21 protein-coding genes are annotated in these 26,346 nt (G+C 39.3%); 18 read left to right on the top strand and 3 right to left on the bottom strand.

Going from position 1 to position 26,346, the window contains the following annotated elements:
* Positions 1–99 precede the first annotated feature (99 nt).
* Positions 100–387 carry a YcgL domain-containing protein gene (locus H5157_RS11820; protein WP_004334712.1) on the top strand — a complete coding sequence of 96 codons (288 nt, stop codon included), beginning with the start codon at positions 100–102 and terminating at the stop codon, positions 385–387.
* Positions 380–1,396, top strand: coding sequence for a lytic transglycosylase domain-containing protein (locus tag H5157_RS11815; protein WP_004334714.1), 1,017 nt, complete (start codon positions 380–382; stop codon positions 1,394–1,396). The genes H5157_RS11820 and H5157_RS11815 overlap by 8 nt, the downstream gene beginning before the upstream one ends.
* Positions 1,397–1,436: 40 nt before the next feature.
* Here the strand turns inward: H5157_RS11815 and H5157_RS11810 are convergent, their stop codons facing one another.
* Complete coding sequence (locus H5157_RS11810; protein WP_024596846.1) at positions 1,437–1,982, bottom strand: GbsR/MarR family transcriptional regulator; 546 nt, start codon at positions 1,980–1,982, stop codon at positions 1,437–1,439.
* Between the two features lie 205 nt (positions 1,983–2,187).
* Between H5157_RS11810 and adhP the strand changes: the two genes are divergently transcribed.
* The gene (gene adhP, locus H5157_RS11805) at positions 2,188–3,198 is read left to right on the top strand and encodes an alcohol dehydrogenase AdhP (protein WP_024596845.1); all 1,011 of its coding nucleotides are present in this window, start codon (positions 2,188–2,190) and stop codon (positions 3,196–3,198) included.
* Between the two features lie 138 nt (positions 3,199–3,336).
* Here the strand turns inward: adhP and H5157_RS11800 are convergent, their stop codons facing one another.
* The gene (locus tag H5157_RS11800) at positions 3,337–5,757 is read right to left on the bottom strand and encodes a TonB-dependent siderophore receptor (RefSeq protein ID WP_024596844.1); all 2,421 of its coding nucleotides are present in this window, start codon (positions 5,755–5,757) and stop codon (positions 3,337–3,339) included.
* A 218-nt stretch (positions 5,758–5,975) separates the two neighbouring features.
* Positions 5,976–7,253: an amidohydrolase family protein gene (locus H5157_RS11795; protein ID WP_154902860.1), complete on the bottom strand. Its 1,278-nt coding sequence runs from the start codon at positions 7,251–7,253 to the stop codon at positions 5,976–5,978.
* A gap of 154 nt (positions 7,254–7,407) precedes the next feature.
* Between H5157_RS11795 and H5157_RS11790 the strand changes: the two genes are divergently transcribed.
* From H5157_RS11790 to H5157_RS11720, 15 genes are all read left to right on the top strand, one after another.
* Positions 7,408–9,249 carry a DUF885 family protein gene (locus H5157_RS11790; protein WP_024595018.1) on the top strand — a complete coding sequence of 614 codons (1,842 nt, stop codon included), beginning with the start codon at positions 7,408–7,410 and terminating at the stop codon, positions 9,247–9,249.
* 97 nt (positions 9,250–9,346) lie between these two features.
* A complete protein-coding gene (locus H5157_RS11785; RefSeq protein ID WP_004334734.1) occupies positions 9,347–9,859 on the top strand; it encodes a YcgN family cysteine cluster protein in 513 nt (170 codons plus the stop codon).
* Complete coding sequence (locus H5157_RS11780; protein WP_024595017.1) at positions 9,859–10,371, top strand: RNA methyltransferase; 513 nt, start codon at positions 9,859–9,861, stop codon at positions 10,369–10,371. Before H5157_RS11785 ends, H5157_RS11780 begins: the two co-directional genes overlap by 1 nt.
* Positions 10,372–10,449: 78 nt before the next feature.
* Positions 10,450–11,340, top strand: a complete 891-nt coding sequence (locus tag H5157_RS11775; protein ID WP_024595016.1) for an ABC transporter substrate-binding protein — start codon at positions 10,450–10,452, stop codon at positions 11,338–11,340.
* Between the two features lie 88 nt (positions 11,341–11,428).
* Complete coding sequence (locus H5157_RS11770; RefSeq protein ID WP_024595015.1) at positions 11,429–12,685, top strand: sugar MFS transporter; 1,257 nt, start codon at positions 11,429–11,431, stop codon at positions 12,683–12,685.
* 255 nt (positions 12,686–12,940) lie between these two features.
* The gene (locus tag H5157_RS11765; RefSeq protein ID WP_182724729.1) at positions 12,941–14,830 is read left to right on the top strand and encodes a methyl-accepting chemotaxis protein; all 1,890 of its coding nucleotides are present in this window, start codon (positions 12,941–12,943) and stop codon (positions 14,828–14,830) included.
* Between the two features lie 5 nt (positions 14,831–14,835).
* Complete coding sequence (locus tag H5157_RS11760; RefSeq protein WP_182724728.1) at positions 14,836–15,918, top strand: GGDEF domain-containing protein; 1,083 nt, start codon at positions 14,836–14,838, stop codon at positions 15,916–15,918.
* 13 nt (positions 15,919–15,931) lie between these two features.
* Positions 15,932–16,546, top strand: coding sequence for a DsbA family protein (locus H5157_RS11755; protein ID WP_182724727.1), 615 nt, complete (start codon positions 15,932–15,934; stop codon positions 16,544–16,546).
* 250 nt (positions 16,547–16,796) lie between these two features.
* Entirely contained in the window at positions 16,797–17,549 is a 753-nt protein-coding gene (locus tag H5157_RS11750) for a DUF3450 domain-containing protein (protein WP_004334751.1), read from the top strand.
* A 10-nt stretch (positions 17,550–17,559) separates the two neighbouring features.
* Complete coding sequence (locus tag H5157_RS11745; protein ID WP_182724726.1) at positions 17,560–18,927, top strand: MotA/TolQ/ExbB proton channel family protein; 1,368 nt, start codon at positions 17,560–17,562, stop codon at positions 18,925–18,927.
* 3 nt (positions 18,928–18,930) lie between these two features.
* Positions 18,931–19,458 (top strand): MotA/TolQ/ExbB proton channel family protein, encoded by a 528-nt coding sequence (locus tag H5157_RS11740; RefSeq protein ID WP_010552929.1) that lies wholly within the window; start codon positions 18,931–18,933, stop codon positions 19,456–19,458.
* Positions 19,459–19,511: 53 nt separating this feature from the next.
* Positions 19,512–19,925, top strand: a complete 414-nt coding sequence (locus tag H5157_RS11735) for a biopolymer transporter ExbD (protein ID WP_004334764.1) — start codon at positions 19,512–19,514, stop codon at positions 19,923–19,925.
* 12 nt (positions 19,926–19,937) lie between these two features.
* Positions 19,938–20,543 carry an energy transducer TonB gene (locus H5157_RS11730; protein ID WP_182724774.1) on the top strand — a complete coding sequence of 202 codons (606 nt, stop codon included), beginning with the start codon at positions 19,938–19,940 and terminating at the stop codon, positions 20,541–20,543.
* A 44-nt stretch (positions 20,544–20,587) separates the two neighbouring features.
* Positions 20,588–21,916, top strand: coding sequence for a lipopolysaccharide assembly protein LapB (locus H5157_RS11725; RefSeq protein ID WP_182724725.1), 1,329 nt, complete (start codon positions 20,588–20,590; stop codon positions 21,914–21,916).
* Between the two features lie 296 nt (positions 21,917–22,212).
* On the top strand, positions 22,213–26,301 hold the full coding sequence (locus H5157_RS11720) for a hypothetical protein (RefSeq protein WP_182724724.1): 4,089 nt from the start codon (positions 22,213–22,215) through the stop codon (positions 26,299–26,301).
* The last annotated feature ends 45 nt before the right edge of the window (positions 26,302–26,346 follow it).

Here is a 26,346-nt window from a genome sequence, read left to right as displayed (position 1 = left end):
TAGGGCCTTTATTGAAATTTCTAATCTAATTTTTCTAACTTATTATTACTCTCATGTTATAGTGTGCGGCATTGTTAAGCAAGAATTTATAGGGCCATAATGCTCACTGCAGTATATAAAAGTAAGAAAAAAGCGGATACGTTCTTATTTGTTGAAAAAAGAGATGATTTTAGTAAAGTTCCGGAACCTTTGATGGCTATGTTTGGTCAACCTGTTTATGTGATGATCATCAATTTAGCAAAACGTGAGCATTTAGGTGGGGCAGATTTAGAAACTGTAAAAGCAGCGTTATCAAATCCTGATAAAGGCTACTACTTACAAATTCCACCACCTGAGCAAAATTTGCTAAGCCAATTACGAAAAGACAATGGAGTTGATAGTGATTAAAAAACTTATCGTTATATTATGTGGTGTATGTTTAAGCTCACCTGTTATGGCAAAAACTCAGGCTGAATTTCAAGATTATTTAGCGAATTTAAAGCAAGAAGCTATCGCAAAAGGTTACGAAGCCAAACTTATTGACGATGCGTTTGCAACAGCAACGTATAAAGAAAAAGTGGTTTCGGCTGACAAAAACCAGCCAGAAGTAAAAGAAACCCTTGAAACGTATTTACCAAAACGTGTACCACAATGGAAAATTGACCGCGCACGTAAGCTTTACGCAGAAAACAAAGAGGTACTTGAAAAAGTAGCGAAAGAGTTTGGCGTACAAGCACGCTTTATAGTCGCGCTTTGGGGGCTTGAAAGTAACTTTGGTACAATTCAAGGCGGTCATAACGTTATTTCATCATTAGTGACACTTGCTTTTGATGGACGCCGAGAAGCACTTTATAAGCGCCAACTTTGGGCTGCACTGGATATTTTAAAGTCGGGCCACATAACGCTTGATAAATTTAAAGGCTCTTGGGCAGGCGCAATGGGGCAAACGCAATTTATGCCTACCTCTTTTAATGCTTACGCGGTTGATTACAATAACGATGGTCGTAAAGATATTTGGACTACAAAAGAAGATGCTTTTGCCTCAATTGCTAATTACCTAAAGCAAGAAGGCTGGAATGACTCTCTTACGTGGGGTCGCCAAGTTCAGTTACCTGAAAACTTTGATAGTAAATACGTTTTAGTGCGTGGTACAAAAACTCGCAAGCAGTGGTTAGAATATTGGAACGACTCAGAGCGCTCATTAGCTGATTGGCAAGCACTGGGTGTTCGTAAAGCTGATGGTTCTGATTTACCTAATGTAGACGTACGTGCTGCGCTGGTTATGCCTGATGATATAAATGGTCGTATGTACTTAGCGTACGATAACTACAAAGTGTTTATGCATTGGAATCGCTCGTATTACTTTGCTACTAGTGTAGGTTACTTGTCGGACAGAATTGGTTATCCAAAAATCTAATTTTTAAAATATACCTATAAATAAAGCCGCAATTGCGGCTTTATTCTTTTTTGAATATCTTTTCTTTTAGGTCAATAACTTTACCAATTCCAGAACCTAGCTTCATTAGCTTATTAAGTTGCTCTGGCGTTAAACGCTGTAGTTCTGATGACCATTTAGTGACGGTTTCAAGTAGGTTGTGAATCTCACCCATTTGTTTTTGTGCATAAAGCTCATCATCGTTACTGGCTTCGTCTAATAAGTTATCGCGTAGTAGTGTTAAGGTGGGCTCAATTTCACGTTTTTTACGTTCTTCAAATACGCGATTTGCCATATCCCAAATATCGCCAGCAGGGGCGTAGTACTCTTTACGATCGCCAGGAATATGCTGTACTTTAATTAACTGCCACGATTGCAGCTCTTTAATGCCCATACTTACATTACCGCGAGAAATACTAAGCGCATCTGCAATCTCATTAGCTGTCATTGGGTTTTTAGTAATAATCAGCAAACCACACATTTGTCCGATCGTACGATTGAATCCCCATCGGCTGCCCATCTCACCACAATGCATTACAAAGGCAAAATTCTTTTCGGATAAACTCATAGCTTAGTAACTTTCAGTAATTTCAGAAAGTAAATGCTAGCACGCTCATTATGGATAGCAAGTTCTTAGCAGGCTTATAAGTTAATTTAAATGACTAAAATATGATTTAGATTAATATTTATACATCTATATTAGGATATGTTGTACACAACAATACATAAATAAATCCTTATCTTTAATTTTCTTCACATACGATGGAATGACTATGAAAGCTGCAATTAATACTCAATACAAAGGTAAATTAGAAATAACAGACTTACCAATTCCTGAGGTGGGAATAAATGATGTTTTAGTAAAAATAGCGGCCTGTGGCGTTTGCCATACCGATTTACATGCCTGTCATGGGGATTGGCCAGTAAAACCAAAAATGCCATTAGTACCAGGGCACGAAGGTGTCGGTGTTATCGAAAAAGTCGGAAGCAACATTAAGCACTTAGAAGTTGGCGATAGAGTCGGTATTCCTTGGCTCTATAGTGCATGTGGGCACTGTGAGTTTTGCCTAGATGGTAAAGAAACACTGTGTTTATCGCAGCACAATACTGGCTATTCTATTGACGGTAGTTATGCAGAATATTGTTTAGCGCATGGCGACTACGTTGTAAAAATACCAGAAGAACTCGGTTTTTCTGAGGCTGCTCCATTATTTTGTGCAGGTGTTACAACCTATAAAGCATTAAAAGTATCCGGTGCTAAACCAGGACAGTGGGTTGCTATTGTTGGTGTGGGCGGGCTTGGTCATTTAGCAGTACAGTACGCTAAAGCAATGGGTTTTAATGTAATAGCTGTTGATACAGGTAAAGAAAAACTCGCGCTTGCTAAAGAGCTAGGCGCAGATATCACCCTCGATTTTAAAGAGGTGGTTCCAAGCGAAGCTATTTTTGAACAAGTAGGTGGTGCGCATGGCGTTGTGTGTACTGCAGTGTCTAAAGCTGGATTTGAACAAGCCTATAAAAGTGTACGCCGTGGCGGTAAATGCGTATTAGTGGGATTACCTCCAGAGGATATGCCACTTCCTATTTTTGATACTGTGCTTAATGGCATTTCAGTAGTTGGCTCTATTGTTGGTACACGTAAAGATTTGCAAGAATGCTTGGAATTTGCAGCGCAAGGTAAAGTAAAAGCGATTATTGAAGAAAAACGCTTAGAGGACATTAACGAAATTTTTGATGATATGCTCAAAGGTGAAATTAACGGTCGCATAGTGGTTACCATTTAATTTAGATTAAGCGTTTATAAAACACAAAAAAGCACGGCTTCTAAATTAGAAAACCGTGCTTTTTAAGTCTTTAACTAACCTGAGCGCTGAAAATAGCTGCTTGAGATAGATTTATTATCCAGAGTTCAGGTTAGCTAGTTAAAGTGTGTAACTAAAACTTAGTTTTGCATTACGCTCTTCCCCTGGCATACCACCTAAAAACATCGCTTTTGAGTAATACTTTTTGTTGAACAAGTTATTTAAGTTTAACTGCATATGCCATTTATCAGTTGTATACGATACAGCTGTATCGTAAGTCGTATAACTTGGTACATAACCATCAGGAATCGAGAATGAACTTGAATTAGTACTTCTGTTATCTACAAACGTAATACCACCACTTATATTTACAGCTTCAGGTAAATTAAACATATCTGCGTAGTAGGTTACCCACGTACTTGCTGTTACGTAAGGCACACCTTTTTGGCGTGTGTCGTAACTGCTGCTATTAGGATTACTTTTGTCACGTGCATCTTGATAAATACCGTTTACGTTTACTTTCCATTTATCGTTCAAGTAAGCATTTAAATCAAGCTCAACACCTTTTGTTTGCTCTTTACCATCATAATAGCTTTCAGGTACATCTGAGCCTGATGTTAATGCGTCATAAAGCGGGTTTGCGTATTCTAAATTAGTACGAGAGCTTTCAAATATAACAACAGATGCGAGTAGTTGGTCATCAAATGCTTTAAATCTAAAGCCTAGGTCGTTACTTATAGACTCTGAATCTTCACGGTCAGCTTCGTTTCCTGCCACAGAGCCTAATACACTATACGCTGTACGCCCTTTTGAATGATTTACAAATACAGATAAATCTTCAGATGGCTGATACGTTGCACCAAGGTTATACGTTAAGCCAGAATCTGATGTACTCGCTTCAGGTGTTGGCTCTGCACGGCTAGAACTGTAGCGCTCATCAACACCAAAGTGCTCATAAGTTTGCTCAATTCGGTTATATGCTACACCAATACGCGTTGTAAGTTCTTCAGTTATGTAACCAACATGTTGAATGCCTAAGCCCCATGCTTGTACTTTTTTATTGTAGTCACTTGTTTTAAGCGGATCGTAATCTTCAAAGTTACCGGTTGGCCAATTTGGTTCTCTTATATCGTAAATATACGGCAAAGAACCTTGGTACGTTACATCACCATCATTGTTTGTGAGTACGTAATCTTGATCCCATATTGAGAATTGTTTAAAACGAATATCTCTATCTTCGTAGTTGGCGTTAACTAGTAATTCGTTATCTACGTCGCCTAACATAAAGTCATAACGTAAATCTAAGAAGTACTGCCATGATTTTTCATCTGCTTCTACTTGGCGGTATTCTTGGCGGCGTGCTGCATACGGGTAAAGTACACCGTCTTCAACTAATGGAGCACGAGGGTCGTTATTAATTATTCCATCGCGTGTTGAATAGACGTAGTTATATGCACCTGTTTGGCGCGCAAAACTTGATGTGTAGTTACGGTACTGTAGCTGCTGGTTTAAAAACAAATCGTCAGTAATGTAATAGTTATGCGTTAATTTAAAACGCAACTCTTCACCTTCGTTAGCATCAGCCATTGGTGAAATAATACCATTTGTGCCAAAGCTATAAGGTGTTAAGCCATCAGATGCAGATAATGAATTAGCAAGTTGGTCGCGTTGTGCATCACTTAACTGTACGCCGCTTACTGTCGGATCGTTTACTAAATCGGCACCAGTTACTTCACCCGCGCTTAAGCCGTTTGCAGTTTCTGCACTGTAAATACGAATAGGATGACCAATAGAATCAACCGCTATTTCATCTTTTATATAGGCTGCAGAAAGCATGATGTTTTGTCTGTCATTAAGCACGTATTTAAGTGAGGTATAAATTTCGTCGCGATCTTCTTTTAAATCGCGAAAGCCGTCACTTGACGCTGTTTTAGCCATTACACGATAAGCTAAATCATCTGTTATAGCGTTAGTGCTATCAAACGATAATGAATAGCTATCCCACTGGCCAAGCTCAGCCGCAACTTTGTGTTTTTCTTCAAACTCTGGTTTTTTTTCAATTAGGTTAATTACGCCACCTGCACTACCAATGCCATATAAACCTGTTGCTGGGCCTTTTAAAACCTCAACAGATTCAACATTTGTAAGTGAACGAGTTGGGTTAAATGTATTCCCCAGGCCTGCACCACCATACATACCATCGTAGGTGTAGTTTGCATCTAAACCACGAATTACTAAGTTATCACCAATACCGTAATTATTACCTGCTTGTGTTAAGCCACTTACGTTTCTAACTAAATCTTGTAAGCTATCTACACCTTGAGATTCAATCAGTTCTCGGTCAATAATTACTACCGGTGCAGGAGTTTCCATTAAAGACATGTCTGATTTAGTAGCAAGACCAGAGCTCATCACCACGCGGTTTTGCTTTTCGTATACGCTGATGCGTTCAATATCAGGATTAACTTGTGTATTTTGGGCAAATGCCACATTTGCATTTAAACAAGCAAGAGTAATAAGAGAGTACTTAAACGTTTTCATAGAGTGATAACTATTCGCGTTATTGAATTTTCGCGAATGATAATGGTTATTGTTTTTAAAGTGAATAGAAAGTTCATTTTATTTGATTAAATAAAACTGTTCGGATAATTAATAGACAAAAGCGAGTCTAATAGGGGGGCGGTGACCCTTTTATGGCATATTCAATATAGGTGAGAGTTTTATTAAGGCTGAGTAAACTCAGCCTTAATAGCGTGTATTTACAACTGGTTTTTATAAACAACACCTGCTTTCATTACAAAAGGTACTGCCTCTAAGGTTTTAATACTTTTAAGAGGATTTGCTTTTACCGCAATTATATCAGCTGCAAATCCGGTTTTAATTTGTCCTAACTGAGTATCCATTTTTAATAACTTAGCGCTATTAATAGTTGATGCTTGAATGGCTTGTAGTTCTGTCATGCCAAATTCAACCATGCGGCTAAACTGTTTTGCATTATCTCCGTGCGGGTAAATTGCTGCATCGGTACCGAACACCATTTTAACACCCGCTTTTACGGCACGGCTAAAGCTATCACGTTGCCTTTTAGAAACTTGGCGCTCTTTATTTAGGTTTTCTTCGTCTACGCCGTTTTGCTCGCCATAAGTGAGTGTGTATTCGGTGTTATAAATATCCATAGAAAGCCAAGTTCCATGCTCTTTGGCAAGCGCTATCGCTTCGTCATCTAAAAAGCTGGCATGCTCTACGCTATCAACACCTGCTTTAATGGCTGTTTTTATACCGCTTGTACCGTGTGCGTGAGCAGCTACTGGTAAATCTCGCATATGGGCTTCATCAACAATGGCTTTCATTTCTTCAAAAGAATACTGCTGTGCACCTACTTTAGTCCCTTTTGAAAATACTCCACCTGTGGCGCAAAACTTAATAGCATTTGCCCCGTATTTAATATTTTCGCGTACTTTTATACGCGCAGCCCATGGACCGTCTGCGACGCCACTTGAAGTATATTTAAGCTCAGGAGGCAGGCGGTTGTTATCACAGTGCCCGCCAGTAATGCCGAGTGATGGGCCTGCAGCCCAAATACGAGGGCCAACTATGTCACCCGCATTTATGCCGTCACGCACGGCTATGACGCTGTAACCTTCTGCGCCAACATTACGTACTGTTGTAAATCCAGCTTCTAAGGTTTTTTTAGCAAAATGAGCCGCTTTAATCGCCATTCTAGGAACTGACTGGCCTAAACGCTCACTGCGCGGCACCGTAGGGTCACTCGTTAAATGCACATGCATATCCATTAAACCTGGCATAAGGGTTAAATCAGGGAGTTGAATGTGTTTATCATCTTTAGTCAGCGTTGGTTTTTTATTTTGTTCAATGTTTGTAATTACGCCATCATCAATAGTAATTAAGGGTGATTTAATGAGCTTGCCATCTTTAACATCAACCATGGCTTTAGCCGATAGGTATGTAACTGCATGGCTATTAAAAGTGGTTAAGCAAAGTAAGGCAATAGAGGTGCTGAGTAGTTGTTTTTTCATTTTATTTTTCTTTTAAATCATATTTGAATTAATAGAAATGTAACAAGTTCAGATAAAAGTGCAAATTTAATACGATGAATGCAATCTATCGTAATTTCTTTATTAAGCACGGTTTAATGCGCATAATTAAAAAACGATATTAAAAAGGATTATCATGAAATCAATTAAATTAGCATTAGTTGCCAGTGGCGTTATGTTTGCTTTAAGTGGCTGTATGAATACTGAGCTTAGTACACAGACTAATACCAGTACGCAGTTAAACACAGTTAACGCATCAGCAGGTATTGTTTCAGAGCTTTCAGCAGAGCAACAACTCGATGTACTTGTTGCACAGTATTACGATGAATCGCTCACATATAGCCCCATCAGCGCAACGTACAATGGTCGTAATGAGTTTAACGATCAATTCACGCCTGTGATTTCAAAAGAAAATAGAGCAAAAAAAGCCGCTTTTTATAAAAAATATCAACAGCGATTAAACTTTATAGATAAAGCACAGTTAACAGGGCAATCGCTTTTAAGTTTTGAAATATTAGAGCGTGACCTTGCACTTAAATTAGAAGGCATGCAGTTCCCTGATTATTTACTACCAATAAATCAAATGGCGGGTGCGCATAACACCTTTGCAGGTTTTGGTTCAGGTCAAAGTGCTCAGCCGTTTAATACCGTTGAAGATTACACCGCTTTTATCTCGCGTAGCGAAGGTTTTGTAAAGTGGCTTGCAAGTGTAGAGCGTTCAATGGCGCAAGGCATCAAACTAGGTATTACGTTACCAAAACCACTTGCTGAAAAATTACAGCCACAATTTGCAGCTCATGTAGTTAAAAATGCCGAAGACTCATTATTTTGGAGACCAGTTAAAAAATTACCAGAATCGTTTAGCGAACAACAAAAGCAAAAAATTACAGCGCAGTATCGTCAATTGATTATGCAGCACTTAGTACCGGCTTATAAAAGTATGAGTGACTTTTTAGCTAATCAATATATTCCTAATAGTCGAGAAAGCGTAGGTTACAGTGACTTACCAAACGGTAAAGCATGGTACGAATACCAAATTAAGAAAAACACGACGCTTAGCTTATCTGCAGACGAAATTCATGACATTGGTTTAAGTGAAGTGTCGCGCATTTTAAGCGAAATGAAAAAAGTAAAAGAAACCGTAGGCTTTAAAGGTGAGCTATCTGAATTTTTTGATCATTTACGCGATTCAGATGAATTTTACTACGACACGCCCGAGGAGTTAATTGCGGCATATGAAAACGTTAAGAAAAAAATAGATGCGCGTTTACCTCTACTTTTTAACATAGCACCCAAAGCACCTTACGTTGTAAAAGCAGTTGAAGCCTACAGAGCGCAGTCGGCAGCAGGTGCATCCTATGCATCTCCGGCGCCTGATGGCTCTCGCCCTGGTATTTTTTATATCAATGCTTATAACTTAAAAGCGCAGCCTAAATTTTTACTCGAAACTTTATCGATTCACGAAGCAGCCCCAGGTCATCACTTTCAAATAGCACTTCAGCAAGAAATAGAGGGCTTACCTGATTTTCGTAAATTTGGTGGCTATACCGTGTTCGCAGAAGGTTGGGCGCTTTACGCAGAAAGCTTAGGCAAAGAGCTAGGCTTATTTACCGACCCTTATATGTGGTATGGACGTTTATCGGATGAGCAATTACGCGCAATGCGTTTAGTGCTTGATACTGGTTTTCATGCAAAAGGGTGGACGCGTCAACAAGGTATAGATTACATGCTTGCAAATTCATCTATGGCTAAAAGTGATGTAATTGCTGAAGTAGAGCGATATATTGCATGGCCAGGACAAGCGCTTTCTTACAAGTTAGGGCAATTTAAAATTCAAGAATTACGTGATTTTTCTAAAAAAGAACTCGGTGATAAATTTGATATTAAAGCGTTTCACACGCAAATATTAATTGATGGCGCATTACCAATGCCAATCCTAGAGGAAAAAATTAAGCGTTGGGTTAAATCTCAAAGCTAATTTGTAGCGCAAAGCCAGTACTTTGAAAGGGTATTGGCTTTGCGCCATTTACAGCAATACGGTAGAATGCGCGCTCTTTAGGGGGCACGAGTAAACTATGTTTGATCAACAATTAGCAAATACACAATTTTGGCTTAAAAAAAGCTTAAGCGACATGAGTCAAAACGAATGGGAAGCCATTTGTGATGGATGCGGAAAATGTTGTTTAAATACGTTTATTGATAGCGAAGATGAAGACGAATTTACCGCCACCGATCAGTTACGCGAAGGTGAGCAATTAATATTTACTAATATTGTATGTCAGTATCTCGATAACAACACCTGTGGTTGTAGCGAATATGAAAACCGCCAAACGCTTGTTCCTTCTTGTGTAAAACTCACAAAAGAAAACCTTAAAGACATCTTTTTTATGCCACAAAGCTGCAGTTACCGTCGTTTACATGAAGGTCGTGGTTTGGCTTCTTGGCATCCGTTATTAAATAATGGTGATAAAACAAAGATGCATGAGCTAGGTATTTCTGTAAAAGACAAAACAGTAAAAGATTGCGATGTAAAGCTCGACGACTTTGATTTGTACATTGCAGAATGGCCAACAAAGGACGTAGATTAATGAGTAAACAACAAGCCGTAATTGGTTTAATCAATCCTAAAAGCCCGACTAATGTTGGCGGTGTATTGCGAGCAGCTGGCTGTTATGACGCTAAACAAGTTTTTTTTACAGGCAATCGCTACTTAAACGCCAAAAAGTTCCATACAGATACAAAAAATGTAGTGGAGCGTATTCCTTTAACCGAAACAGATAATTTAGAAGCAATAAAGCCACAAGGCGCAACGGTTGTGGTTATTGAGCTTATTGAAGGTGCAACACCTTTACCTGAGTTTAAACATCCTGAAAATGCATTTTATGTATTTGGCCCCGAAGATGGTTCTGTATCAAAAGACGTCTTAAAGTGGTGTGATGAAGTGGTATATATTCCAACTATTGGCTGTATGAATTTAGCGGCAACCTGTAATGTAGTTTTGTATGACCGCTTAGCTAAATTAGGCGGCGTTGAGAGTAGTGACGATACTATTATTAGCTCTCGTGATACAAACAATAAAATGAGGTGGCAAAAAAGCTGATTAGTTAAGGTTTATTTGTGCAAAAGTGTTAGTAGTAGCTAAACTTAAAAACACTATTAATCACAAATAGATACTAAAATGCGCTGGTTTTATTTTATATTATTGCTAACAACTAGTAATAGTTTTGCTGAAACATCGGTTGAGTATTTTCAAAATGGTACTCAACACACTTTAACTGGGCATTCCCATAAATCAGGGGTGCTCTATGAAGCTAAAAACTCCAAACAAACACTTCATCTAGCCACACTCGATTGGCCTCCTTATATTGGTAATAATGTATGTAATAAAGGCTGGGTTTATCAATTTTCAATTGCCTTGTTAAATAGTAAGGGCTACAGCGTATATATTGAATTTTTGCCTTGGGCAAGAGCGGTACGAAATGTAGAACTAGGCAGGGCTGACATACTAATGCCTGAATACTTTATAGAAGATACAGCCCCCTCCGATTATGTTGATGGTAAAACACGTCGAGAATTACTCGGCTTATCTAATTCGTTTAAAGGTGGCGAAATTGCTTTTTTAAAAAGGAAAGGCGATACAGACCATTTCACAGGAAACTTGAACTCGCTCAAAGGGCTTAAGATTGGTGTTGTTCGAGGGTATCAAAATACGCCAGAGTTTGATGCCATGATGGACAATGGTGAGTTTGAAGTTATCGCCTCTGTTGATGACTTACAGCTTGTTAAGCTACTGACTGCTAAACGTGTTGATTTGGTTATAGGCGATCCTCAAGCTTTGAAATCATCTGTGGCTTACTCCTCTTTAACTAAACCTGAAAAACAGACTTTGCTTTCTTCCATTGAGCAAGAAAGCATTCCTTTGCAATATAACTCGTTATATTTTGCCATTAGTAAGCGTGCACATAATTGGCTTTTAGTATTAGAGGATATAAACGAAGGGCTTTATCAGTTTAATAACAGTGGCGAAATAGACCGAATTGTTAGAGCGACCAACACGCAATGTGAATAACGCCACTGGAACGTTCCATAAGTGCGCTGACTAATTTATATTTAAACATGTAAAATCGTTTTCAACTTGTTAATGGAGTGAAAACGACGTGAGTGAAATAAATACAAACCAATCATTCGCGGTCAACGAACAGCCAAATAAAAATTATCTGTTTCCACTGACTGCAATGACGACCCTATTTTTTTTATGGGGTTTTATTACTGTTTTAAACGATGTACTAATACCACGCTTAAAAGGCGTATTTGATTTGAGCTTTTTTGAAGCGATGCTAGTACAGTTTTGCTTTTTTGGGGCTTACTTTATTGTTTCTATTCCTGCGGGGCTTTTAGTTAAGCAATTTGGTTACAAAAAAGGAATTTTAACTGGTTTAATTGTGGCTTCAATGGGGTGTATGTTGTTTTACCCTGCTGTTGTAGTACATGAATATTGGCTATTTTTAGGCGCTTTATTTGTACTTGCTGCTGGTGTAACTGTACTTCAGGTTTCTGCTAACCCTTATGTTGCAGCTCTTGGCAGTGAAAAAACAGCTTCTTCTCGTCTAAATTTAGCACAAGCACTTAATGCGCTTGGTACTACCGTTGGGCCTTATGTTGGTGGTTTATTATTTTTCGGTACGGCAGGTAGTTTAGCCGCATCGGCAGCAACTGCTGAATCTGTAAAAGTGCCTTATTTAATGCTTGCTGGCGCTTTATTGCTTATCGCTATTGTATTTGCCTTTATAAAGCTTCCAGAAATTGAAGCCCACAAAGAGGAAAATAATACAGCAATTGAATCTCGTTCGTTAATGCAAGCACCGCACCTAACTATGGGTGTACTTGCTATATTTTGCTACGTAGGCGGGGAAGTTGCCATTGGCAGCTTTTTAGTTAACTACTTTGGTGAGGCGCACATAGCAGGGCTTGAAGAGCATACTGCGGCCGCACTTATTAGTTATTACTGGGGCGGGGCAATGGTAGGGCGTTTTATAGGCTCTGTATTATTACAAAAGATAGCACCTTCTAAAGCTATAGCGTTTAATGCATTTAGTATTATTGCGCTATTATTGATCACTATTTTTACTCAAGGTGACGTCGCTTTATACTCAGTATTGGTAATTGGTTTATTTAACTCAATTATGTTCCCGACTATATTTTCAGTTGCAATCGAGCGACTAGGATCATTGACGAGCAAAGGTTCTGGCTGGTTATGTTTAGCAATTGTTGGTGGTGCACTTGTACCATTACTGCAAGGGTTTATAGCTGATACAGTAAATATACAGCAAAGCTTTTTTGTTCCAATGTTATGTTATGTATTTATTGCATGGTATGGTTTAAATGTTGTTCGCTTAGCAAATAAGTGGAAATAACAGACTATACAAGAGTGACTGAATACGTATTCAGTCACTTATAAAGCTATATTTAATGGGAACGTTCCATAAAAAATAAATCTAGTCATTAATTATTTAATATTAGCCAGTTACCCACGAAAGCCTTTTGTTTTACAATCCTTTATTCTTATTTTTCATCAATAACCTAACTGTAAGTCTCTTTTACTAGGACATTTAGCTAAATTTTTGCTAAAACAGTAAGGCTAATAACGATAAATAATAAAAAGGGTGTATATGCTTAACTCGTTGAAATTTACTTCCAAAGTGACTATTGCAGCCTCCTTAATTTTGGTTTTGGTGCTAGGGTTATTTACTTTTAATAACTACATTGCGATGCGCAAGCAAACCGAGCAGCAGTTAAGCCTAGTATTACAACAAAATTCCGAATCTGTTTCACAAAATATAGCGAGTTGGTTAAATGCAAAGTTGGCGATTGTAATATCAATTGCTAAAACCCATAAAGCGAATGATTCTAAAGCACTCACCCTTTCACAATTAAATACAGCAGAGCTTGCTGGAAGCTTTAAAAATACGTATATAGGTAAATCTAGCGGCACGTTTATATTAAACGATCAATCAGTTGTATTACCTGCAGATTTTGATGCGACTTCTCGTCCTTGGTATAAATTAGTCGAAAACAAATCAAATACCGCTTTTACAACTCCTTATATTGATGTAACCACTAACGAGCTTACAATTTCAGCGGTAGTACCCATACTCCAAAATAGTCAGTTTAGCGGCGTTGCAGGTGCCGATATTGATATGCAGACCGTGACAAAAATTATCAACGATATTGACTTTTTAGGACTCGGTTATGGTTTTTTACTCGATAATAAAGGCCAAGTGTTAAGCCATCCAAATGCTCAGTTAAACTTAAAAAATACATCAGACATCTTTGGCACCAATACGCCTTTACAAAGTGAGTTTACCCAGTACGAGATAAACGGAGAGTCTAAGCTTATTTCGTTTACAAAAATTAGTGGTATTGAAAACGTAGATTGGTACCTAGGTGTTGTTATAGACAAAGATAAAGCGTATGCCAGTGTCTCTAATTTTGGCCAAACCGCAGCTGTTTTTATGGTGATAGGAATTATCACTATTATAATTATGATGCAGCTTTTATTACGCTATTTAATGCAGCCAATGAATCGTTTAAACGATGCTATTAAAGATATAGCACAAGGTGAGGGCGATTTAACAAGGCGTTTAACCGTTGAAAACGACGATGAATTTGGCGATTTAAGCTATTCATTTAATATTTTCATCGAAAAAATTCAGCATTCAATAGAACAAGTAAAAGAGTCTACAAAGCAATTAGATACAGCTATTGAGAGCTTGGTATCACAAACACATTCTTCGCTGTCTATGTATGATGATCAAAGTAAACGAACCGATAGCGTTGCAGCAGCTATCAACCAGTTTTCTGCCACATCAATGGATATTTCAAGTAATGCAGAGAGTGCATCGCAGCTTGCTAAAAATGCAGATGAACACTCAACACAAAACCAAGAAGCATTAAGCCACAGTGTTGCAACTATCCACCAGCTCTCGGGTAATATGGAAAAAGCTCAGCAAACTATAAACAGTTTAAATACGCATACAGCCAGTATTGGCCAAGTGCTTGAAGTTATTAAAGGTGTAAGCGAGCAGACTAATTTATTGGCACTTAATGCCGCAATTGAGGCGGCTAGAGCAGGAGAGGCGGGACGCGGTTTTGCCGTTGTAGCAGATGAAGTTCGCCAATTAGCGCACCGCACTCAACAGTCAACGCAAGAGATTGAAGACACGGTTAGTCAGTTGCAAAAAGGCTCAAACCTTGCTGTAGAGCTTATGAAAACAAGCCTTGAAGGCAGTGAAAAAAGCGTGCAACAAGCCGATGCTGTTGGCAATTTAATGAGCCATGTTATACAAGCGATTCAACAAATTAACGATGCAAATCACTCTGTGGCCACTGCAACAGATGAGCAAAACCAAGTTGTTAAGTTATTAGATACAGATATTCAAACAATTAATTCGCTTTGTATACAAGGCAAGGCCAACTTAAATGACACGCTTGACGAATGTACCAAACTAAAACAACAGTTTAGTGCTTTAGAAAATATGGTTCAAAAGTTTAAAGTATAAAATTAATGACTAAAAAAAATGTGAATAAACCAAATTGGCTCAGTCTGATAAATATCGACAGTGTTTATAGCTCAGACATGCAACGCAAAGCGTTTTCCTTATTTACCATGATTGGGATTTCAATTGTGTTGATCGCAGTATTAGTGTTTTTTAATTATAAGCTTTATTCGCCACTACTGACCGCTTCATTAATTATCGTTAACATTACAAATATAAGCTGTTCTATCTATTTTATAAAAACGGGTAATCTGCAAGTTGTGGCATTAATAAGTATGAGCATTGTGTGCATGATGTTTGTTGCACTTGTTTATACCGGCGGTAAAGATAATACCGCGCTATATTGGCTAATGTTTTATCCTGTCGTAACGTTTGCATCTTTAGGGGTTAGACTAGGTGCTTGGTTAGGCTGTACCTTACTGTTTTCTTGTATTGTTATTTTATACGGCCCTGACTTTGGTCAAGTTAGCTATGGCAACGTAGAAAAAACACGTTTTATAGCGTCCTTTTCTATGGTGTTTTTATTCTCATTTATTGGTGAGTATTTTAGACATAAAAGCCACATGGCTATTGCCGATATTACGCTAGAGCAAAAACAAGATGCTTATACTGACCCCCTTACTGGCATAGCAAATAGGCGTTTTATTACCTCTCATTTTTTAAAGCTTGCTCAAACACGCCCAGAGCAGTACTTACCTTTTTCAATATTGTTAATTGATTTAGATAATTTTAAATCTTTAAACGATACGCATGGCCACGATTTCGGTGATACGGTATTGATTGAATTTACCAAACTTCTTGAGTCTCAGTTTTTGGCAACTGCGTTAAAGGCCCGTTATGGCGGTGAGGAATTTGTTGTTATTTTACCGCAGCTCACAGCCTCTGCAGCCTCTGTAATTGCGAACAAATTTCGAGAAGCCGTGGCAGGGCATGTTATATTTACTGATGACAAGCAGCGTATTTCAATCACCTGTAGCATTGGTATTTCCCAAGTAAATAAAGTAACTGATTATGATGATTCATTAAAGCAAGCTGATGAAGCTCTTTATAGTGCAAAGGCTGCTGGTCGCAATAGAGTCGTCTCAAACTAGTTGAAGGATTAATATGTCTCAAAGTAAGTTAATATATGTTCATGACCCAATGTGTAGTTGGTGTTGGGGTTACTCACCAACCTGGCTTAAGCTAAAATCAGAGCTTGCTGGTAAAGTGGCAATTGAATATAAAGTAGGTGGCCTAGCACCCGATAGCCAAGACCCAATGCCACAAAATATGAAAGAGATGCTTGAGGGAACTTGGCATAAAATTTCAGCGCAGTTAGGTACGCAATTTAATTATGATTTTTGGCGCAACTGCCAGCCAAGGCGTTCAACGTATCCCGCATGCAGAGCTGCACTTATAGCGCGTAAAGCGGGTAAAGAAGCTCAAATGGTGGCTGCCATTCAACACGCTTATTACCTAAACGCACAAAACCCGTCTGATGAAAGTACATTAATTAGTTTGGCTGAAAAAATTGGCTTAAATAAAGATGAGTTTTCGGAGCAGCTAGCGTCAAGCGAGCTTAATGATGAATTTAAAGCGGAGTTATCGTTTGTTCGTACTTTACCAATTCAAGGTTTTCCCTCACTAGTGCTTATTAAAGATAATAAAGCTTACCCTATAGAAATTAATTATACCGATTGGCACTATTCCCTTAATCAAATTAATTCAATTTTGGATTAACCACCTTCTTGCATCTTCTTAATTGGGGTATTTGGCCAGCAAGTACCCTTATTGGCGTTAAAACCTCCTCGTAAGTCTTAATTGTTACCATTGTCATAAAAGCGACTTTTTTGCGCAACATCCTTGTCATGTTTCATCTATAAACTCCTGCTCATTGAATTATTAAGTCATAAATTATTTATATAACAAAGTTTATGACCTAAAAAAACAAACTAGCAAATCCGCTAACTAACGAGTAAAGGTGTATGCGATGAAAGGCGTTAAACCATTAATCTTAGCTGGTATTGTGGCCGCAAGTGCAGCAGTACACGCAAACGATTTAGATAAGGTTATTGATAAAAGCAGTGAAATTAATAAATCAGCTGCGCAATCACAAACAAAAATAGACAAGATTGCAGATTCAATGCAAGGACGTTTACAGCAATTTAAAACCCTCAATAAAGAGATTGATGGTTTAGCTGTATACAACGCCCAGCTAACTAAACAATTAAATAATCAAATAGAAGAGATGGAATCTTTAAACCTGTCAATGGATCAGGTTTCTATTATTGAACGTCAAATTACTCCGCTAATGCTTAGAATGATTGAAGGTCTTGAGCAGTTTGTATCTTTAGATATTCCATTTTTAGCTGATGAGCGCACTAAGCGCGTTACGTCTTTAAAAGAAATGATGAATCGTGCTGATATTAACTCAAGTGAAAAATTTCGCCGTGTACTTGAAGCGTATCAAGTAGAAGTAGACTACGGGCGCACTATTGAAGCTTATACCGCACTTTTAAATGTGGATGACAAAGAGCGTGAAGTTGATTTTTTACGCATTGGCCGTTTAGAGCTTATTTACTTAACACGCGATGGCAAAAAAGCAGGTAGTTGGAATGCAGATACAAAATCATTTGAAGCATTACCAGACTCTACAATAAGCCAAATTAATAAAGGTTTACGCATTGCGCGTAAACAACTTGCCCCAGATATGTTAACTCTGCCAGTACATGCAGCAGAATAAGAGGTTGAAAATGAAATTGTTTACTCAAATGACAAAAATAGCTCTTTTTGCTGCAAGCCTAAGCATTACTGGTGCAAGTATAGCGGCAGAGCCAATGAACTTAGATTCATTACTTAAAACGCTCGAAAATGGTAAATTAGCTCAAAGCGAGCAAAATAAACAACGTGAACAAGAGTTTGCTGCTCGCCAAAACGAGCAAGTACAAACACTTAAAAATACCCAAGCAAAGCGCAATCAAATGCTGGTGGAATCTGAACGTCTAGAAACGCAATTTGAAGAAAACGAAGTAAAACTTGCTAACTTAACAGACACGCTTTCTAAACGCATGGGTTCGCTTAAAGAGTTGTTTGGCGTTCTTCAACAAGTTGCAGGGGATTCTAGTAATAAATTTGCGACATCAATAGTATCTGCTCAGATTGCTGGGCGCAGTACGTTTATGGATGACCTTGCTCAAAAGATGGGTTCAACTTCAAAACTTGCGTCAATAGAAGATATTGAAAAAGTATGGTTTGAATTACAACGCGAAATGACCGAGCAAGGTAAAGTAAGTCGTTTTAACGCAAGTGTTATTGTTGAAGGCGGTACTAAAGCACAGCAAGAAGTTGTGCGAGTGGGGGCATTTAACCTTATATCAAACGGTAAGTATTTAGAGTTTAATTCCTCGACTAATTCTTTGAGTGAATTAACTCGCCAACCTGTATCGCGCTTTACTGCAACAGCAGAAGAGCTACAAAGCACTAAAAGTGGCGTGGTGCAATTTGCACTTGACCCAACAGGCGGCTCTATTCTTGGTTTATTAGTACAAGCACCTGATACACAAGAACGTGTTCATCAAGGTGGCACAGTGGGTTATGTGATTTTAGGCGTAGGTGTTATTGCACTTCTTATATCACTTGAGCGTTTTTTCTCACTATTGATTATGGGCGGTAAAATTCGTCGCCAGCTTAAAGATACAGTTGCACGTGATGACAATCCGCTTGGACGCGTAATGAAAGTAAAAGATCAATTTCCAAGTGTTTCACACGACACACTGGAGCTTAAACTAAGTGAAGCTATTTTACGTGAAATGCCAAAAGTGACGCGTAATTTAACACTTATCAAAATCATCTCTGTTGTTGCGCCGCTACTAGGTTTATTAGGTACGGTAACCGGCATGATCAATACATTCCAAGCAATCACCTTATTTGGTACTGGGGATCCTAAGCTTATGGCGGGTGGTATTTCTCAAGCGCTAGTAACAACGGTATTGGGCTTAGTGGTCGCCATACCAACGGTATTTTTATACACCTTACTTAATACGCGCGCTAAAAATATCTTGTTAACTATTCAAGAGCAGAGCGCCGGTATTATTGCAGAGCGAAGCGAGAAAGGAGCATAAACCATGGTGCTATTGATTGATTCAATCAATGCTATCCGTGATTTTCTCGACACTGGTGGCCAAGTTCTCTTGGTCATCGGGGTGTTAATCTTCGCGATGTGGTTATTGATACTCGAGCGATTTATTTACTTTTTTAATGGTTTTAGAAGCTATAAACACGCTCTTAAAGCCAATTGGATTAACCGTGCAGAACGTGATAGCTGGAATGCAGAGCAAATACGCGAAGCTATGATATCGCGAGCTGGTATGCGCTTAAACACCAATCTTTCTTTGATTAATGTGATGGTTGCTTTGTGCCCGCTACTTGGTTTGTTAGGCACGGTGACGGGCATGATAGAAGTGTTTGATGTAATGGCAATTACTGGCACAGGTAGTGCGCGTTCAATGGCATCAGGGGTATCTAAAGCAACTATTCCGACAATGGCAGGCATGGTAGGTGCGTTATCTGGGGTATTTGCCTCAACGTACTTACAACGAAAAGCTAAGCGCGAAGTAGAACTACTACAAGACAGCATGGTTTTAGACCATTAAGCAAAATTTTGATAAGCGGCTTATATAAAGCCACTTATCCTAGGAGAATAAAAATGAGAGCCCCGTTAGGAAACCTATTTCAAGAAGACGAAGCTGAAGAAATAAACATGACCCCAATGTTAGACGTTGTATTTATCATGCTTATTTTCTTTATTGTAACTGCCTCTTTTGTTAAAGAAGCCGGTATTGATGTAAACCGCCCAGAAGCCGCAACAGCTGTTAAAAAAGAGCGTGCTAATATTTTAGTGGCTATTTCTGATACAGGCGAGATTTGGATTAATAAACGTCAAATTGATGTACGCGCAGTACAAGCCAATATCGAGCGTTTAAAAGCAGAAAATCCACAAGGTAGCGTTGTGATTCAAGCAGATAAAAAAGCCACTACCGAAATGTTAATAAAGGTGATGGATGCCTCGCGCGCGGCGGGCGCATTTGATGTATCAATTGCCGCACAAGATGCGTCTTAAGGGCTAGTTATGTTGCGATATTTAGTTGCATTAGTGATAGCCGGTGTAGTGACCTTTATGTTGTTTTTAGGCATGCAGGCACTGATCACTGGCGGTGAAGGCGCTATGACGGATCCGTTAAAGGGTAACGTACTTGATTTTGTTCGCTTGAAAAAAGAAGAAACCGTACAAAAAAAAGAGCGTAAGCCACAAAAGCCACCAACACCAAAAGAGCCGCCACCACCAATGGAATCACCGCAAATGCAAAATAGTGATGCTACAGCAAATGCTAACAACTTTGACTTTGGTGCCAATGTAGATGCGGATGTAAATTTAGCCGGCGGGTTAGCACTTGAAACAAGTGATGGTGAATACTTACCGATTGTAAAGGTGGCCCCAGTTTATCCGCGCCGTGCGTTATCACGTGGCATAGAAGGCTACGTGATTGTTGAATTTACAGTAACTAAACAAGGCACTGTACGCGACCCACAAGTAGTAAAAGCAGAGCCTGAGTCACTTTTTGATAGAGCTGCGATGGATGCAGCCCTTAAATTTAAATATAAACCGCGCGTAGTAAACGGTGAAGCCGTTGAAGTTGCGGGTGTTCAGAACAAAATATCTTTCCAAATTAGCGGTTAATTAGTAATTAACCACGAGTAAACGGACAGAAATGCGAGGCGATTATGAAATTACTACCTACAGCTAAACTTTTAAAGTTAACACTATTTTGTACCGCTGCGATCAGTACAAGTATTGTTACACCAAGTGCTCTAAGCCTAATTCCAGGGCTACATGTAGCTACGGCATATGCAGAGCAAGAACAAAAAACGAAACGTGTACCAGCACTACGTGAAAAGGTTTATAGCCAGCTTGCTCGTGCCCAAAAACTTGCAGACGATGGTGATGTTAAAGGTGGACTTGAAGCGCTTGATAGCATTCAAGAGCGAGCTGCAAGCATGAACTCGTACGAAGTGGCAATGATGCATAACTTTTACGGGTTTATTTATTACAACGAAAACGACTTACCAAAAGCGATTGCCTCGTTTGAAAAAGTGGTAGCTGAGGAAGCCATTCCTGAGTCACTTCGTTTAAGCACTACATTTAGCTTGGCTCAACTGGCTATGGCTAATAGTGATTACACTAGAGTTATCTCTTTTTTAGATGATTGGGACAGTATTAACACTCAGCCTAAAACAGAAGGCTACTACTTGTTAAGGGCTCAAACATACTATCAGTTAAAGGATTATAAAAAAGGGCTTGAGTATATCTCCCAAGTTATCTCCTTAAGTGATAGCGAAGGTAAAATTCCTAAGGAAAACTGGTTAGTACTTCAGCGTGCAATGTATTACTCGCTTAATCAAGCTGACAAAGTTGTTGAAGTACTTGAGCGCATGGTAAAGCTTTATAATAAGCCTGAGTATTGGGTGCAGTTATCGGGTATGTATGGTGAAACAGGTAGGGAAAAACAACAGTTGGCGGTAATTGAAGCCGCTTACCAGCAAGGATTTTTAACCTCTAAATCTGATTTACGCCAATTAGCGCAAGTGTATTTATACAATGGTTTAGCGTTTAAAGCTGCAAAAGTGATGAGCGATGCCATTGATAAAGATATTGCTGAAAAAACAGCAAAAAACTACGCTTTTGTTGCCGAGGCGATGATCCAAGCTAAAGAAGATGAAAAATCTATTACCTACTTTGCAAAAGCTGCTGATTTATCTGAGCACGGTAAATACGATCAACGTTTAGCCGAAGTATTTGTAAATACAGAGCAATATGAAGAAGCCGCCGATGCAGCGCGTAAAGCACTTGATAAAGGTGGTCTTGATTTTGAATCAAATGCATTTGTTGCACTGGGTATGGCGCAGTACAACATGCAAAATTTTGATGCATCAATTTTAGCGTTTGAGCAGGCAGAAAAACATAAAAAATCTCAGCGTTTAGCACAGCAGTGGATCAAATATGTAAAGCGCGAAAAAGTGCATGCAGAAACACTTAGAACAGCTTTACTGTAAATTTTAAAGCGCTTTACTAATTAACAAGTAACGCGTGTAAAACCAGTTCATAATCGCAACACTAAAACCGCCTCAGGGCGGTTTTTATCGTCTCTAAAAGCATCCAATTGCTTGATTTTAAATAAGTTACTTTTGTCATCTTATGGTTATTAAACTGTAACTACTTTGTCATAAGTCTCCCGTATTGTAACCGCAGCTAAACTCAAGTGACCTTAAAGCATTATTTAAGTGTTTTATGGTGACTTGAGTTTATTTGAGCACCTAAAAAATAATTAAATACTTTAACGGAGTGAACAATGAAATTATCTGACTTATTCAAAGTAAGTTTGATTGCAACTGCAGTATCTTTAGCTGGTTGTGGTGGAGACTTAGTAGTATCTGAAGGCGACACAACTATTAATGAAGGTGATACAGTAACTAACGTTATTGAAGGGGGTGACGATACAAGTGGTGAAACGTCATCACGTGATGATTCACAAAATGCTACCACTGGCTTTCCTACTGATATTGATAATGCACTAACTCAAGGTTTAGCAACTGATGTTTCTAGTGAGTTTACATCTATTACAGATAAGCCCGTATATCGCTTAGCTGCAGATACCGTGTTCACTACTGATGTATCGTTAACAAACGACGCACACTGGATCTTAAATGGCCGTACTGCGGTTGGTAATGATCGCGCAGATAACGCCAAGCTTTATATTCAGCAAGGTACAACGATTATTGGCGAAACAGGAGATGACTTCCTAGTTGTTCGTCGCGGTTCACAAATTGAATCGGTAGGGACTGTAAGTCAGCCCATTACAATGACCTCAATTCAAGATGTTACAGCTCAAGAAACAACGATTGGTCAGTGGGGCGGTTTAGTATTATTAGGTAACGCGCCAGCAAATTCTTGCGGCGACCAAGAAGGTGAAGCAACAGCTGATGAACTTACTAATTGTGGTGTATCGGCTGAAGGTGATGCTGGTCAGTTTGGTGGCGATATCAGTGATGATAATTCAGGTACTTTAAAGTATGTACTTGTTAAGCAAGCCGGTAAAACGTTAGGTAATGGTGATGAGTTAAATGGTATTACGTTTGCCGGTGTTGGTTCTGCAACTACGGTTGATTATATTCAAGTACATGAAAATCTTGATGATGGTATAGAGTTCTTTGGCGGCACAGTTAATGTGAGCAATGTTGTACTTACAAATATTGGTGACGATTCGCTAGATTGGTCTTTTGGTTGGACGGGTTCGGCTACAAACGTTTATATTCAGCAAGCGGCTAACGTAGGCGATAACGCTATCGAAGCTGATAACTCTGAGTTTGATTCAAGTGCAACACCATTAACTTTACCTACTATTTCAAACGTTACAATTGTGGGTGCTGAGGGCAATAACGGCATTCGTTTACGTGCGGGTACTGCTGGGGTTCTTAAAAATGTATTTGTAACGGGCCCAGCTACTTATGAAAACTGCTTACGTGTAGGCTCTGATTCAGTACCTCGTGCAGAGGATGGCACACTTACGATTACAAACTCTATTGTTGCTTGTCAAACTGCAGCGAATAACTTTGGCAGCGAAGTTATTAACGGTGGCGATGTACAATCTTGGTTTGAAGGCCAAGACGCTAACCAAACACTTACTCCAGCTGATTTAATGCTAGATGACAACGGTTATACACCACTTGCTGGCTCGCCGCTTATTGCAAATACGCAAGTTGGTGCATTTGATGGCTCAACTAATTGGATGGAAGGTTGGACTGTTGGTATTAATGGTGGCTTCCCTACTGATATTGATAATGCGCTATCACAAGGTTTAGCCTCAGATGTTTCTAGCGAATTTCCGGAAATTACAGATAAGCCAGTATATCGCTTAGCTGAAGATACAACGTTTACAGCGGATGTAACACTTACAAATGACGCACATTGGATTTTAAATGGCCGTACCGCAGTAGGTAATGACCGTGCAGACGCTACAACACTTTATGTTCAAGCAGGCACGACATTAATTGGTGAATCAGGTGATGACTTTTTAGTTGTTCGTCGTGGTTCGCAAATTAACGCAAATGGTAATGCAACTGCACCTATTACAATGACATCTATTGAAGATGTAACAGGCGCTGAAACAACAATTGGTCAATGGGGCGGTTTAGTACTTTTAGGTAATGCTCCTGCTAACTCGTGTGGCGATCAAACTGGCGAAACGACTGCTGAAGAACTTGCTAACTGTGGTGTATCAGCTGAAGGTGACGCTGGTCAGTTTGGTGGCGATATTAGCGATGATAACTCAGGTGTACTTCGCTATATTGTCGTTAAGCACGCAGGTAAAACTCTCGGTAACGGCGATGAGCTTAATGGTATTTCGTTTGCGGGTGTAGGCTCTGCAACAAAAGTAGAATATATCCAAGTTCATCAAAACCTTGATGATGGCGTTGAGTTTTTTGGTGGTACTGTAAATGTTCGTAACATAGTACTTACTGACATTGGTGATGATGCATTTGATTGGTCGTTTGGTTGGACAGGTCGTGCGCAAAATATTTATATTCAACAAAGTGCTGTTGGTGGTGATAACGCTATTGAAGCGGATAACTCAGAATTTGATTCAAATGCTACACCTTTAACAAAGCCACTAATTTCTAACGTAACAATTGTAGGTGCTGATGGTACTAACGGTGTTCGTTTACGTGCAGGTACAGCGGGCGTTCTACGTAATGTAGTAATTACAGGACCTGAAGGTTACTCAAACTGTTTACGTGTGGGTTCTGACTCTGTAGCAAATGCAGAATCTGGAGAGCTTTCTATTGAAAACTCAGTAGTGGCATGTAGTGAAGATAATAACTTTGGTAGTGAAGCAATTGGTGGTGGTAACGTTCAATCTTGGTTTGAAGGCCAAACAGGTAACCAAACGCTGACAGCTGCTGGCCTTAGTTTAGCAACCGATGGCTTTACACCTAAATCTAGCTCACCATTATTAGGTTCGGGTGTTGATTCGTCAGACCTTGATTCGTTCTTTACTAAAACAGATTATATTGGTGCGTTTGATGGCGATAATAACTGGATGGATGGTTGGACAGTCGCTATAACACCAAGTTTTCCTGATGATATTCAAAATGCCTTAGAGCAGGGTTTTGCTACTGATGTATCAGCAAGCTTTCCTGAAATAACAGACAAGCCAGTTTATCAGTTAACTTCTGATGTTGTATTCACTTCAGACGTAACATTAACTAACGATGCCCATTGGATTCTAAAAGGCCGTACAGCCGTAGGTAATGACCGCGCTGATGAAACGACTTTATATGTTCAATTTGGTACTACGCTTATTGGCGAGTCGGGTGATGACTTTTTAGTTGTTCGCCGTGGTTCTAAAATAGAGGCTGTGGGCAGTGCAACTCAGCCAATTACTATGACGTCTATTGAAGATGTTACTGGTGGCGAAACGACTATTGGTCAATGGGGCGGTTTAGTGCTTTTAGGTAATGCACCGGCTAACTCGTGTGGCGATCAAGAAGGCGATGCTACCGCTGATGAGCTTGCAAACTGTGGTGTGTCTGCTGAAGGTGACGCTGGCCAATTTGGTGGTAATGACCCAGAAGATAACTCAGGTACTTTAAAATACGTGGCAGTTAAACAAGCAGGTAAAACGCTTGGTAACGGAGATGAGTTAAACGGCATTACGCTTGCTGGTGTTGGTAGTCAAACAGAGCTTGATTACATTCACGTTCATGAAAACCTGGACGATGGTGTTGAATTTTTCGGTGGTACTGCAAACATCAGTCACCTTGTTTTAACTAATATTGGTGATGACTCACTAGATTGGTCATTTGGTTGGACGGGTAAAGCGCAATACGTACTTATCAAGCAAGCCGAATCAACAGGTGATAATGCAATTGAGGCGGATAACTCTGAGTTTGATTCAAGTGCAACACCACTCACAATGCCTACAATTTCTAATGTTACTATTATTGGTAATGTAGGGGTTAACGGTATACGTCTACGTGCAGGCACTGCGGGTATGCTTAAAAACGTGGTTGTGACAGGTGGGGCAGATTATTCAAATTGCTTACGTGTAGGTTCAGATTCAGCTCCTCGCGCAGAGGATGGTACATTAACTGTTACTCACTCAGTTGTTGCATGTGAAACGGCAAATAACTTTGGTACGCAAGCAATTGGTACTGGTAATGTTGAGTCTTGGTTCTTAGGCCAAACAGGTAACTCTGTGCAAGCAGCCACAGACCTTGGTTTAGCAGATAACGGATATATGCCTTCGGCTGAGTCATTACTGTTAGGTAATGGTTTTGATTCTTCAAGCCTAGATAGTTACTTTGATTCAGTAGATTACATTGGTGCAATGGATGCACAAACAGACTGGACAGCAGGTTGGGTTAAGGTAGGTCTTTAATCCAAACCACATTATAGCCGAGCGAAAGCTCGGCTAATGTCTTGT

The organism is Pseudoalteromonas sp. SG43-3 (genome assembly GCF_014164385.1).
In the GTDB taxonomy this organism is placed as follows: domain Bacteria; phylum Pseudomonadota; class Gammaproteobacteria; order Enterobacterales; family Alteromonadaceae; genus Pseudoalteromonas; species Pseudoalteromonas distincta.
The sequence above is the reverse complement of the archived record's forward strand: the minus strand, read 5'-3'. Positions and strand labels throughout refer to the sequence as shown.

Coding starts and splice junctions, on each gene's coding strand:
- H5157_RS11820 (WP_004334712.1), top strand. CDS start 100: ATGCTCACTGCAGTATATAAAAGTAAGAAAAAAGCGGATACGTTCTTA.
- H5157_RS11810 (WP_024596846.1), bottom strand. CDS start 1,982: ATGAGTTTATCCGAAAAGAATTTTGCCTTTGTAATGCATTGTGGTGAG.
- adhP (WP_024596845.1), top strand. CDS start 2,188: ATGAAAGCTGCAATTAATACTCAATACAAAGGTAAATTAGAAATAACA.
- H5157_RS11800 (WP_024596844.1), bottom strand. CDS start 5,757: ATGAAAACGTTTAAGTACTCTCTTATTACTCTTGCTTGTTTAAATGCA.
- H5157_RS11795 (WP_154902860.1), bottom strand. CDS start 7,253: ATGAAAAAACAACTACTCAGCACCTCTATTGCCTTACTTTGCTTAACC.
- H5157_RS11790 (WP_024595018.1), top strand. CDS start 7,408: ATGAAATCAATTAAATTAGCATTAGTTGCCAGTGGCGTTATGTTTGCT.
- H5157_RS11785 (WP_004334734.1), top strand. CDS start 9,347: ATGTTTGATCAACAATTAGCAAATACACAATTTTGGCTTAAAAAAAGC.
- H5157_RS11780 (WP_024595017.1), top strand. CDS start 9,859: ATGAGTAAACAACAAGCCGTAATTGGTTTAATCAATCCTAAAAGCCCG.
- H5157_RS11775 (WP_024595016.1), top strand. CDS start 10,450: ATGCGCTGGTTTTATTTTATATTATTGCTAACAACTAGTAATAGTTTT.
- H5157_RS11765 (WP_182724729.1), top strand. CDS start 12,941: ATGCTTAACTCGTTGAAATTTACTTCCAAAGTGACTATTGCAGCCTCC.
- H5157_RS11760 (WP_182724728.1), top strand. CDS start 14,836: ATGACTAAAAAAAATGTGAATAAACCAAATTGGCTCAGTCTGATAAAT.
- H5157_RS11755 (WP_182724727.1), top strand. CDS start 15,932: ATGTCTCAAAGTAAGTTAATATATGTTCATGACCCAATGTGTAGTTGG.
- H5157_RS11750 (WP_004334751.1), top strand. CDS start 16,797: ATGAAAGGCGTTAAACCATTAATCTTAGCTGGTATTGTGGCCGCAAGT.
- H5157_RS11745 (WP_182724726.1), top strand. CDS start 17,560: ATGAAATTGTTTACTCAAATGACAAAAATAGCTCTTTTTGCTGCAAGC.
- H5157_RS11740 (WP_010552929.1), top strand. CDS start 18,931: ATGGTGCTATTGATTGATTCAATCAATGCTATCCGTGATTTTCTCGAC.
- H5157_RS11735 (WP_004334764.1), top strand. CDS start 19,512: ATGAGAGCCCCGTTAGGAAACCTATTTCAAGAAGACGAAGCTGAAGAA.
- H5157_RS11725 (WP_182724725.1), top strand. CDS start 20,588: ATGAAATTACTACCTACAGCTAAACTTTTAAAGTTAACACTATTTTGT.
- H5157_RS11720 (WP_182724724.1), top strand. CDS start 22,213: ATGAAATTATCTGACTTATTCAAAGTAAGTTTGATTGCAACTGCAGTA.